The sequence below is a fragment of the Fibrobacter sp. UWH6 genome (genome assembly GCF_900142465.1).
Taxonomy (GTDB): domain Bacteria; phylum Fibrobacterota; class Fibrobacteria; order Fibrobacterales; family Fibrobacteraceae; genus Fibrobacter.
Window position 1 is genome coordinate 26,834 of record NZ_FRAX01000026.1, and the last position, 11,408, is coordinate 38,241.

The window sequence follows — 11,408 nt, forward strand, 5'->3', positions numbered from 1 at the left end:
AAATCCCCCCTTTTTAGCCCCTCCTTCGCCTAACAATCGTTGTTCGCCGCCCATTATTTTCCTAACTTTGCCCCCGTATAACTATAAAGGACCCTCAAATGAGTAAGATAATGAGTCTAAATGGCGACTGGCAGATGCTCTGGGATACCGAAGACACCGGTATTTCCAACCGCTGGTACGCAACTTATCCGGCAAACACTGAAACTGTCCAGGTTCCCCACGTCTGGGAACGCGCATTCGACAAGTTTTTGATGTCCCAGGACTGCGCTTACTATTTCAAACGTTTCACCATCGAAGATGAAAAGCAGGTGACCAAGCGTATTTTCCTGCATTTCGACCGTATCGCAACTCATGCAACTGTCTGGCTGAACGGCAAGTTGCTGGGCACCCACTTCGGCGCCTACACTCCTTTCGAATTTGAAACACAGAAGGCCCTGAAGATCGGCGAAGAAAACGTGCTCTGCGTACGCGTTGCCAACATGGGCGCCGCCAACAGCCGTATCGACTTCGGCCGCGAATCCAAGGAAGGCGCAGACGACCGTTTTGCCCATCCTAGCGAAATGCCCGTCGGCCTCCCCTGGAACCAGTACCCCTTTGGCGGTATCTATGGCGATGTAAGCCTGGTTCTCGGTACTGCAGCCTTCATTTCTGACGTTCACGTGGAACCGGACCTGGACCAGGACCGCATCGCCTGCGAAGTCAGCTTCAACAACCCCCGTGGCTTCCAGACCCGTCTCCGCGTTCTCATGAAGAATCCGGCAGGCGAAGTCTACGAACACTTCATCAATAACATCAAGCTGGACAAGGAAAACGCCACCCAGCGCTACGTGTTCGAAGTGAAGGAACTGAAGAGAGACAAGTTCCAGTGGAGCCCCGACCACCCCAACGTTTTCGCCATCGAATTCCAGATGGAAATCAAGGCCGCCAAGGAAAAGGACGGCAAGGAAATCAAGCGTCCCGAATATGCCTTCCCCGTCGTCCGCACCTTCGGCTTCCGCAAGTTCGACTGCCTTAAGGGCGACTATTACCTGAACGACCAGATTCTCAAGATCCAGGGCGTCAGCTACAACCAGCAGTGGAGCGAAGGCGGTCTCTGGACCGACAACAACCCCAAGTTGGAAAAGGACCTGATGGCCGTCAAGGAAGCAGGCTTCAACGCCATCCGTTCTTGCGGCGCACCTCTGACCGAGGCAGCCCTGAACATCTGCGACAAGATCGGTTTGATCGTCTTCCAGGAATTCCCCATCCACACCATGCGTTCCACCCCCCAGGGTCTGGAAATCGCCAAGAAGCTGATTAACGACCTGATCAAGGAACAGCACAACCACCCCTGTATCGGTGTGTGGGTCCTGGGTTCCGAAAACGGCACCTTCCTGCTGCAGAACGGCAACAAGATGCTGAACGCCATCGGCCCCGTAGACATGACCCGCCCGGTAATCAGCAACCTGAACAGTATCTACCTGGATAACGAAGGCAACTTCCGCAAGGATACCGGCAAGCTCCTGCCCGTTACCGTAGACCGCATTTCTGCTTACGCAACGCTCCGCGTGAACCCCCGCATGAGCCCCAGCGCCACCTACACCCACTACCTGGCCCACAGCTTCGACCGCGACAACGAAGAGCTGATGGTTCCGGATGCAGGTCTTGGCGACGCTCACTTCCAGGACGAAGAAGAAAACGTAGCACAGGATATCTCCAACAAGATGCTGGTGACCCTGAAGAACCACACCCTTCTTCCCAAGGATGCAACCACCATCAAGGGTCCCCGTTGCACCAAGAACCAGAAGGCCGTCAAGACTTTCGTCAAGTCCATCGAAAACTTTGTGGAAAGCGACCTTTCTGTATGGAAGTCTTACAGGGACTTCTGCAGCGACGTAAACGGCATTGGCCTCAAGAGCAAGCTGGACCAGGTCAGCGCCTTCCAGAGCAACCCCCAGATTTCCGGTTTCTTCCTGGATCAGTGGGCAGACTGCAGCACCGACTTCTGCGGTATCAATGACGAAAACCGCGTAAGCAAGGGCTTCGAAGATTTCACCAAGGAAATCACCACCCCCAGCCGCGCTCTTGTCAGCGAACTGGAACACGTGGTCGCCCCCCAGAGCGAAATCAGCTTCCAGATTACCCTCCTGAACAACAAGCGTCTCGAAGAAGTTTCTGTAGAAGTCAAGCTGCTGGACGCCAAGGGCAAGGAAATTTCTAGCCAGACTATGGAACCGGAAGAACCGGCCGGCAAGACCAGCTTGACTCAGCTGGGCATCTGCACCATGATGGCCCCCCGCAATGAGGGCAAGTACCAGCTGCAGATTACCCTGCTGGACAACGGCAACACCATCCATACGTCTACAGAAGACTTGATCGTTATCGACCAGGCCGATGTACGTTCCGCCATGAAGAAGGTCTGCTTCCTGGACGAAAGCGAAGAATCCAGCGACGCACTGGCCGCACTCTCCGGCAAGGAACCCATCATCTTTACCGCAAACCTCAGCTCCTGGCCCGATGAAATTCTGGACAAGCTAATCGACGTGGTCAAGAACGGCGGCAAGACCTTGCTGCTTTCTGACATGACCCAGGACGACATCGACTTCCTGAACCAGAGCCACCATTTCGACAGCAACATTGAATCTCACTGGAGCACCGGTGCCAACGAAATGAGCCTCCACTACCTGCCCAAGGGTTCCGCCCTGGCATCCGTATTTGGAGAAACCGCAGTTCTGGACCACAACGCCGCAGCGGTTATGCCCAGCATTTCCCTGAACGAACTGCCCGGCGCACAGGTGTTCGCACGTTCCGTCTCCCTGAAGGAAGGCGAAGTGAAGACCGGTTGCGACCTGCAGCTCTACCCCTTCGGTAAGGGTAAGATCATGTTCAACCAGTTCAACGTCTTCGAAGGTCTTGAAACCAACGCCCTCGCCGACGCACTGTTCACCAAGATCGTGGAACTGCTGTAATAGCGAAAAGCAAACAGGTTAAAGCTAAAAGGCCGCGGATACACTCCGCGGTCTTTTATTTTATATAAAATTAGCGGGACCGACCCGCTTACCTATAAATAAAAAAGACTCGGTGCCTTATGAGAGAGAAGGCAAGCACCGAGTCTAAACACCCAAGTCCGATACCCTGGCGACTACCCGTTAATGTCGCGAGTAAAAACAAACCTGTATTGATTTCAAAGTATACTTTTTTACTACAAAAAGCAAGCAGTTTTCCCAAAATTCCAAGCGAAGAATATTCCAACTTGGACGATGGCCGTCGCGATAGCTATATTTACAGCATGAACACTGTCGATTTAGAGAAATATTCCGACCTTCTGGCCCAAAACGCCCGCAAGGCAAGCAAGAAAATCCGCACCCTCAGCGCAGAGACCCGCAGTAAGGTTCTGGCCCGCGTGGCAGAACTGCTCCGCGCAAGCAAGCCGGAAATTCTCGCCGCAAACAAGCTGGACACCGACGCCGCCCAGGGTAAGATTAGCGACTCCATGCTGGACCGTCTGACTTTGAATGACGCCCGCATCGAATCCATGGCCAAGGGTGCCGAAGAGATCGCCGCCTTCGCTGACCCGCTGAACAAGGTTCTGGAAGCCCGCGAACTGAAGAACGGAATCAAGATCAGCCGCGTGGCAGTGCCTATCGGCTCCGTGTTCTTTATTTTCGAAAGCCGCCCCAACGTGACCATCGACGGGGCATGCCTCTGCTTTAAGGCGGGAAACGCCGTGATTCTCCGTGGCGGCAAGGAATCCATCAACAGCGCTAAGTGTCTGGCTGATATCTTCCGCAAGGCCCTCACCGAAAATGGCGTTGACGAAGATGCCGTCCAGCTGGTAACGGAATCCAGCCACGACTTGGTCAGCATGCTGTTGCAGCGCAACGACTGCATAGACCTGGTGATTCCCCGCGGTGGCGAACGCCTGATCCGCGCCGTTGTGGACCAGAGCAAGATTCCTGTCATCAAGCACTTTAACGGTATCTGCCACGTTTATGTGGACAAGTCCGCCGACATCGCAAAGGCAGAGAACATCCTGATCAACGCCAAGACACAGCGCACCGGCGTATGCAACGCCATGGAATGCGTCCTGTTTGACAAGGCCCTCCCCTCCTCCGACGTGAAGCGTCTTGTGGAAGCCCTCACCAGCCGCGGCGTAGAACTGTTCGGTAACGCCGACGCCCAGAAGCGTCTGGAAGGCATCACCAACGTCACCGATATCGGCGACGAAGCCAACTACCACACCGAATACCTGGCATTGAAGGCCAGCGTCAAGTTCGTTGAAAATGTAGAAGAAGCCGCCGACCATATCGAAAAGTACAGCAGCCGCCACACCGAAGCCGTGGTTGCCGAAGACACAAGCGTGCAGGACTACTTTGTGGCCAACGTGGATTCCAGCAGCGTCATGGTGAACGCCAGCACCCGTTTTGCAGACGGCGGCGAATACGGCCTTGGCGCCGAAGTGGGCATTTCCACCGACAAGCTCCACGCCCGTGGCCCCATGGGCGTTGAAAGCCTCTGCACCTACAAGTGGGTGCTCCGTGGCGAAGGCCAAGTCCGCGGTTAATAGCAAACGTCATTCTGAGCGAAGATGCAAAAGCATCGAAGCGAAGAATCCAAAAAAAAAGGATTCAAAATGAAATTTGAAGATATCATGAAAGAAGTGAAGTTCGAAGTGGAAGTAGACGGAGTGATGCTGGCCCCCGCTATCGTTCAGGATGCAGACAAGGGTGACGTTCTCATGATGGCATGGATGAACGAGGAAGCCCTCCGCCGCACACAGGAATGTGGCGAAATGGTATTCTGGAGCCGTAGCCGCAAGGAATACTGGCACAAGGGCGACACCAGCGGAAATGTCATGACCGTCGTGGAATGGGCCACCGACTGCGATAGCGACGCCTTGCTGTTCAAGGTCCGTATGCAGGGGCCGCAAGTGGCTTGCCACACAGGAGCCCGCAGCTGCTTCTTCAAGGTCTGCGAAAAATAGCGGAGAGTATAAAGGATAGAGGATAAAGGTTTTTTGTTTTGAGCAATCCCCCCCCATCATTCCTTGAATCCACTAGAAATAAAATCAAGCAAAACGGCTGGAAGCGATTGCTTCTTGCTGTTTCGGGCGGTCTGGACTCCATCTGCCTCGCCCACTTTTTTGTAACCCACAAAGCAGACCTCGGCATTGAATGGCTGGGAATTGCCCATGTGCATCATGGGCTGCGAGAAGGAACGGCAGATCGGGATGCTGAATTTGTTAAGGTTTTTGCCGCACAAAACCAGAGCCAATTTTTTTTAGGAACGTTGGATGGAGAAGCGTTAAAAGCCGCAGAGGGTTCGTTAGAAAATAACGCACGGGATGCCCGCTATGATGCATTGCGGAAATTCGCCCACGAGAACCGCGCCGACGCCATCGTTACCGCCCACCACGCCGGAGACCAGGCGGAAACCGTGTACCTCAGGTTACGTCGCGGAGTAAGCCTGGCAGGATTGCAGGGCATCCAGAGCGTTCGCCTGCTAGCAACCGACACGGACCTCCCCCATGAAGCGGTTTTCCTTTACCGCCCCTTTCTTGACGTTTCCCGCAAGGAACTGCAGGAATACGCCCGCGATAATAATCTGGACTGGTGTGAAGATGAAAGCAATTCCGACGTAAAGTTCACCCGCAACCAGATTCGGCACGAAGCACTCCCCACCCTAGAAAAATTGCATCCCGGGGCCACAAGTCAGCTGGTCCGGATTGCGTCAAAAACTGTTTCCGCCTACGAAAGGATCTTGACTATTGCAGACAAGCTATTCCTACCGCTTGTCATTTCAAGGGATGACGGCCTTACCCTCGACACCAAAAAAGGAAAGATTTCCCTAAAGAATGGAATGGACGAAATTTTCCGTTTATGGCTGGATCGTCAAGGCTACCGATTCCCCGTAGGAACCTTCAAGGGCAAGGCCCTGCTCAACGACATCAGGAACCTCTCTTACCGCACCCGATTCATCGAGAAAAAACGCAATATTATCAGAATTTGCGAGAAGAAGGCCTCAGCAGACATTTAATAATTTGTATTTTGTCGGTGTACGAAATTTTTTGAACTATTCTAAAGGGAAAGTATGAGTCAACGCCCCGGCAAAAGTGGAAAGCCCACGCCCCCATACAAGAACAAGAACTTTATCATCCTTATCGTGATGATCCTGTTGCTATTCATTATGTTCCCCCTGGCAGGGAAAAATGAAGAAGCCAACATGACCCGCACGGAATTCCTGGCCATGATGGGAGATTCCACCAAGGTCATTACGGAACTGAGCCTGCAGAAGACCAAGGATGGCATCATCATCGAAGGCGCCCGCGAAATGACTGCCGAAGAGCAGGCCGCCGCGAAAAAGAGTCAGAGCGTGATCGCCCGCTTCGCCAAGAACGAAGATACAGGCAAGACCAAGCATTTCGTCAGCCACATGCTGGACGTCACCAACGAGCAGATTACCGCCTGGGAAGTTTTCAAGGGAGTCAAGGTCAAGGTCATCCACGAAGAATCCTCCTGGATGGATACCCTGGTGGCATTCATGCCGGCAATCCTCCTGATTGTGTTCTTCTACTTTATGATGAGCCGTCAGATGGGCGGTGGCGGCAAGAACCCCTTCGCCTTCGGCAAGAGCCAGGCCCGCCAGCTGGACGTAAAGAAGAAGACCTTGTTTACCGACGTCGCAGGCTGTGACGAAGCCAAGCAGGACTTGCAGGAACTTGTAGAATTCCTTAAGGATCCCAAAAAGTTTGACGCACTTGGTGGACGTATCCCCAAGGGTGCATTGTTGGTAGGCCCTCCGGGTACCGGTAAGACTTTGCTGGCCCGCGCCGTTGCCGGCGAAGCTGGAGTCCCCTTCTTTAGCATGAGTGGTTCCGACTTCGTGGAAATGTTCGTGGGCGTGGGTGCTAGCCGAGTCCGTGATCTTTTTGAAAACGGAAAGAAGAATGCTCCCTGTATTTTGTTCATCGATGAAATTGATGCCGTCGGTCGTCAGCGTGGTGCAGGCCTTGGTGGCGGACACGACGAACGCGAACAGACCTTGAACCAGTTGCTGGTGGAAATGGATGGCTTTACCGCCAACGAAGGCGTGATCCTCATTGCAGCCACCAACCGCCCCGATGTTCTGGACAAGGCTTTGCTCCGTCCGGGTCGTTTCGACCGTCAGATCGTAGTGGGACTGCCTGACCTGAAGGGTCGTGAAGAAATTCTTCGCGTCCACCTGAAGAAGCGCAAGGTGCCTCTGGCAGACGATGTGGATATCAAGGCTGTTGCAAAGGGCACTCCGGGACTTGCCGGTGCAGACCTGGAAAACCTGGTGAACGAAGCCGCCTTGATGGCCGCCCGCTTCAACAACAAGAAGGTGACCATGCTGGACTTCGAGGAAGCCCGCGACAAGCTTTCTATGGGAGCGGAACGCAGAACCCTCCTCATGACCGACGAGGAAAAGCGCCATACCGCCTACCACGAAGCAGGCCACGCCCTTATGACCTTGCTGTGCAAGCATTCCGACCCGCTGCACAAGATTACCATTATCCCCCGCGGTCGCGCCCTTGGCGTAACCATGAGCCTGCCGGAACGAGACCAGGTTTCTTACAGCCGCGAATACGCCGAAGAACGCATCATGATCATGATGTCCGGCCGTCTGGCAGAACTGGTATTCTTCAACCATCAGAGCACCGGCGCCTCCAACGATATCCAGCGCGCCACGGAACTGGCCCGCAAGATGGTGACCGAATGGGGCTTCGACGATGAAATCGGTCCTGTTTGCTATAGCCGCGCCGATGGCGAAGTGTTCCTGGGTCGCGAAATCAGCAAGCCTAAGGAAATGTCCGAAATGATGGCCCAGAAGATCGACCAGGCTGTTAACGGACTGATCAAGCGTCTGGATGCAGAAGCCAAGAAGCTGATTGAAGAAAACAAGGACAAGCTGATCGACCTGGCCGAAGCCCTCTTCGAATTCGAAGTTCTGGACCGCGAAGAAATCGACCGCGTCATGGCTGGCGAAAAGCTGGAAGGCACCAAGAAGAGCCGCCAGTACAAGGCCATGGAAGAAATGGCTGCCAAGAAGAAGGCCGAAGACACTCCGCCTCCCGACCCCGGTGCACAGCCTCCTGTTGCTCCCGCAAGTGACGCTCCCGTTGAAGCAGTGAAGCCTGCCCCGGCTACCGGTTCCGAAACCGCCAGCGACAGCAGCTCCCAGTCCGCTGAAGTTCCAGCCGAAGCAGCCAAAGCCTCCGCTGAAACCACAGCCAGTGCAACTGCCGAAGCAAAAGAAGAAAACTAAAAACTCTACCTCACACCTATCGACCACGAGAAGCATTTATGTTCAAGTCCGTTCTTAGCAAGTCCCGCGCCTTACCTTGGAAAATCGGCGACCAGGTTCTCTCCTGCCAGCCCTCCCCTCTCATTATGGGAATCGTCAACGTAACGCCGGATAGTTTCTTTGACGGAGGACAGCATAACACTCTAGACGCCGCCTTCCAGCATTCCATGAAGTTGCTCCAGGAAGGGGCTGTCATTCTGGACATCGGTGGCGAAAGCAGCCGTCCGGGAAGCGCTCCCGTAAGCGTACAGGAAGAACTGGACCGAGTCTGCCCGCTGGTAGAACGTCTGGCCAAGTTCGCTAAAAACAGCGACGCCCCCACCTTCTACATGTCCGTCGATACGGTGAAGTCCAAGGTCGCCCAGGAGACCATGAATCTTGGCGCCCACATCATCAACGACATCAGCGCCTGCGCCATGGACAAGGACATGCCTGCAGTCGTTGCAAAGACTGGAGCCAGTGTGGTGCTGAACCACATGCGCGGAAACTTCGGAACCATGCAGCAGGACTTCAAGCCCTACGAGAACGTGGTACAGGAAGTCCGCGAAGAACTGCTGGCCCAGGCAAAGCTCCTTCTGGACTTGGGCGTCGAACCTCAGAAAATCTGTCTGGATCCGGGCATCGGATTCGGCAAAACGGTACAGGACAACATCGACCTGATGAAGTCCGTGGAAGACATGCTGGAAGACGGCTACCCCGTTCTGATCGGCACCTCCCGCAAATCCTACATCGGCAAGATGGCGGGGCTCGAAACCAGCGACCGACTGATCCCCACCGTTACTGCAGGCATTGTGGCAGCCCTGGGCGGTGCAAGTATCATCCGCGTCCACGATGTAAAGGAAGCCAAGGAATCCATGCTCTATCTGGAGGGCATGAATGGTTCTGTTTAAACTGTTCGACATCATCGATGTCCGTATGGCGGACATCCTTGACGTCCTCTTGATTTCAATTATCCTCTACTACATCTTTTTGCTGTTCCGCGGAACCCGCGCAGCCCAGATGCTCTTTGGCGGATTGCTGTTGATCCTCGCCTGGATTATCGCCCAGTGGTGGGAACTGCACACCGTCGTGTGGCTCATCAGTAACCTGGCCACCCTGGGAATTATCGCCGTGGTGATCTTGTTCCAGCCCGAAATCCGAAGCGCGCTGACCCGAATCGGTATCGCAGCCAGTAAGCTGGACCTCCACAATTTCTTCTTCCACGCCAGCGGCCTGGATGACATTACCAAGACTATCGCCGCCGCAGTCCAGGACCTGGCAAAGACCCGCACCGGTGCGTTGATCGTTCTCGAGAAGCGAGTGGGCCTCAGGAACTACGCCGACACCGGTGAAATTCTCGACGCACGCATTAGCGCCCGACTCCTCCGCGCCCTGTTCTTCCCCAACTCCGCCCTTCATGACGGTGCCGTTATCGTAAACAGCAAGCGCATTGTTGCAGCAGGCTGTATCCTCCCCATGCCCACCGGCAACGCCGAAAAGGAAGCGGGCTACGGCATGCGCCACCGCGCCGCAAAAGCTCTGGCCGCCGAATGTGACGCCCTGGTCATCGTGGTCTCCGAAGAAACGGGCTACATCTCCATCGCCTACAGAAACTCCCTGCGCCGAAACATCAGCGTCCAGGAACTGAAGCAGGAAATCATCCGCCACTGGGGCGAACTCTTTAACGACGTTCGTGAAACCGGTAAGACGGAAGCCGCCGCAGAAAAAGCAGAATAAAGAAAGGAATTAAAGCATCATGGCAGAGAATCAAGAAAACAAGGGCACCGAAAGCAAATCTAGCCGCAAGAAAAGAAACGTTGTCGTACTCGTACTCATGTTCCTTTTGTTGGTCTGCCTTTTTATTGTGCAGTGCCACCTGGACCAGATGAAGCAGGAAGCCCTGGCCAAGGAACAGGAAACCGCCCTTGAAATGCAGCGTCGCCGCACCCTTGATAGCCTCCGTCAGCTGGAGCAGATGCGCGCAGACTCCATCCGCAGGGCCGATAGTCTCGCCGCCCTCGTAGTGGATACCGTTCCTGCCGACACTACCCCCGCCGTCGTGGAACCGGTAAAGCCCGCCCTGAACCGCGACAGCATCCGCCATGTCCGCGACAGCATCAAGCATGTAAACGACAGCCTGGCCGCCATCGAAAAGGCCCGTCAGGACAGCCTGAAGGCCGTAGCAGACAGTCTCGCGGCCCTCGAAAAGATCCGCGCCGAAGAAGCCGAAAAGAAGCGTATCGCCGACTCCATCCGCGCCGCCGACCAGGTTCCGCCGGTTGCAGAAATCGCTCCCCCCGCAGGCCGTTACTACGATCCCATCAAGCTGAAGGTCAAGTGCGACGAAATCAAGTGCAAGACCTACCTCTCTGTTGGCGACACCAACAATCCTGTGGAAGCAGGCAAGGCCATCGAATACAACAAGACCGGTTCTGTGTTCTATTACGCCGTAGACTCCGTGGGCAACCGTACCCCCTGGGAAGAAGCCAAGTATGACATGGCCAGCGACAACGTCTGCGGAAAGAACGCCTACCCCGTTCCTGTTGGCGGTAAGCAGGTCTGCGTAGACGCCTACGAATATCCCAACTCCCCCGACGAACTTCCCAAGGACATGGTCTCCCAGGAAGAAGCCGTGGCCCTCTGCGCCAAGGAAGGTAAGCACCTCTGCTCTATCGATGAATGGCAGGCCGCCTGCCGTGGCAAGGACAACACCAAGTATTCCTATGGTGACACCTACAAGCAGAACAAGTGCAACACCAACACCAAGGCTGCCAAGCGCGTAGGCCGCAAGGAACAGTGCCGTAGCTGGTGGGGCATGTACGACATGAACGGAAACCTCTGGGAATGGACTTCTACCACAAGCAAGGATCACCCCAATATGTATCTGGTGGCCGGTGGTGCATGGAACACCAACAATGGAAGCAAGTGTACCGAAAGCAAGTTCAGCTTCTACCCCCAGAATCAGTACCCCTCCGTAGGCTTCCGCTGCTGCAAGTGAGTCATGAGTTTTCAGCTTTGAGCAACGAGTTTCCCGAATTCTATTTGCAAATGCATAATCCGAGCGGAATCTGAAGGATGCAAAAAAGGCCCCCAGATGGGAGCCAGCTAGGATAACTAAATTGCAA

Annotated in this window: 8 protein-coding genes; all 8 read left to right on the top strand. The window is 54.7% G+C overall.

The genetic code is table 11. The annotated features are described in order from the left end of the window. Window positions 1-98: 98 nt before the first annotated feature. The 8 genes from BUB73_RS15435 to BUB73_RS15470 all read left to right on the top strand — a co-directional run bounded on the left by BUB73_RS15435 (window position 99) and on the right by BUB73_RS15470 (window position 11,281). Window positions 99-2,948 (top strand): glycoside hydrolase family 2 protein, encoded by a 2,850-nt coding sequence (locus BUB73_RS15435; protein WP_073161415.1) that lies wholly within the window; start codon window positions 99-101, stop codon window positions 2,946-2,948. A gap of 320 nt (window positions 2,949-3,268) precedes the next feature. Then, window positions 3,269-4,543, top strand: a complete 1,275-nt coding sequence (locus BUB73_RS15440; RefSeq protein WP_073161431.1) for a glutamate-5-semialdehyde dehydrogenase — start codon at window positions 3,269-3,271, stop codon at window positions 4,541-4,543. Between the two features lie 69 nt (window positions 4,544-4,612). Continuing rightward, window positions 4,613-4,963 carry a phosphoribosyl-AMP cyclohydrolase gene (gene hisI / locus BUB73_RS15445; RefSeq protein ID WP_073161414.1) on the top strand — a complete coding sequence of 117 codons (351 nt, stop codon included), beginning with the start codon at window positions 4,613-4,615 and terminating at the stop codon, window positions 4,961-4,963. A gap of 107 nt (window positions 4,964-5,070) precedes the next feature. Then, the gene (gene tilS / locus BUB73_RS15450) at window positions 5,071-6,015 is read left to right on the top strand and encodes a tRNA lysidine(34) synthetase TilS (RefSeq protein ID WP_073287213.1); all 945 of its coding nucleotides are present in this window, start codon (window positions 5,071-5,073) and stop codon (window positions 6,013-6,015) included. Window positions 6,016-6,069: 54 nt separating this feature from the next. Then, complete coding sequence (gene ftsH / locus BUB73_RS15455) at window positions 6,070-8,265, top strand: ATP-dependent zinc metalloprotease FtsH (protein ID WP_283160651.1); 2,196 nt, start codon at window positions 6,070-6,072, stop codon at window positions 8,263-8,265. Window positions 8,266-8,303: 38 nt separating this feature from the next. Continuing rightward, window positions 8,304-9,194, top strand: a complete 891-nt coding sequence (folP, locus tag BUB73_RS15460) for a dihydropteroate synthase (RefSeq protein ID WP_073161412.1) — start codon at window positions 8,304-8,306, stop codon at window positions 9,192-9,194. Further along, complete coding sequence (cdaA, locus tag BUB73_RS15465; protein WP_073161411.1) at window positions 9,181-10,020, top strand: diadenylate cyclase CdaA; 840 nt, start codon at window positions 9,181-9,183, stop codon at window positions 10,018-10,020. The genes folP and cdaA overlap by 14 nt, the downstream gene beginning before the upstream one ends. 19 nt (window positions 10,021-10,039) lie before the next feature. After that, the gene (locus BUB73_RS15470; protein WP_073161410.1) at window positions 10,040-11,281 is read left to right on the top strand and encodes a formylglycine-generating enzyme family protein; all 1,242 of its coding nucleotides are present in this window, start codon (window positions 10,040-10,042) and stop codon (window positions 11,279-11,281) included. Window positions 11,282-11,408: the final 127 nt, after the last annotated feature.

What these genes read in the sequence shown, in the direction of transcription:
- folP (WP_073161412.1), top strand. Translation starts at nt 8,304, where the DNA reads ATGTTCAAGTCCGTTCTTAGCAAGTCCCGCGCCTTACCTTGGAAAATC.
- BUB73_RS15440 (WP_073161431.1), top strand. Translation starts at nt 3,269, where the DNA reads ATGAACACTGTCGATTTAGAGAAATATTCCGACCTTCTGGCCCAAAAC.
- BUB73_RS15435 (WP_073161415.1), top strand. Translation starts at nt 99, where the DNA reads ATGAGTAAGATAATGAGTCTAAATGGCGACTGGCAGATGCTCTGGGAT.
- hisI (WP_073161414.1), top strand. Translation starts at nt 4,613, where the DNA reads ATGAAATTTGAAGATATCATGAAAGAAGTGAAGTTCGAAGTGGAAGTA.
- cdaA (WP_073161411.1), top strand. Translation starts at nt 9,181, where the DNA reads ATGGTTCTGTTTAAACTGTTCGACATCATCGATGTCCGTATGGCGGAC.
- BUB73_RS15470 (WP_073161410.1), top strand. Translation starts at nt 10,040, where the DNA reads ATGGCAGAGAATCAAGAAAACAAGGGCACCGAAAGCAAATCTAGCCGC.
- ftsH (WP_283160651.1), top strand. Translation starts at nt 6,070, where the DNA reads ATGAGTCAACGCCCCGGCAAAAGTGGAAAGCCCACGCCCCCATACAAG.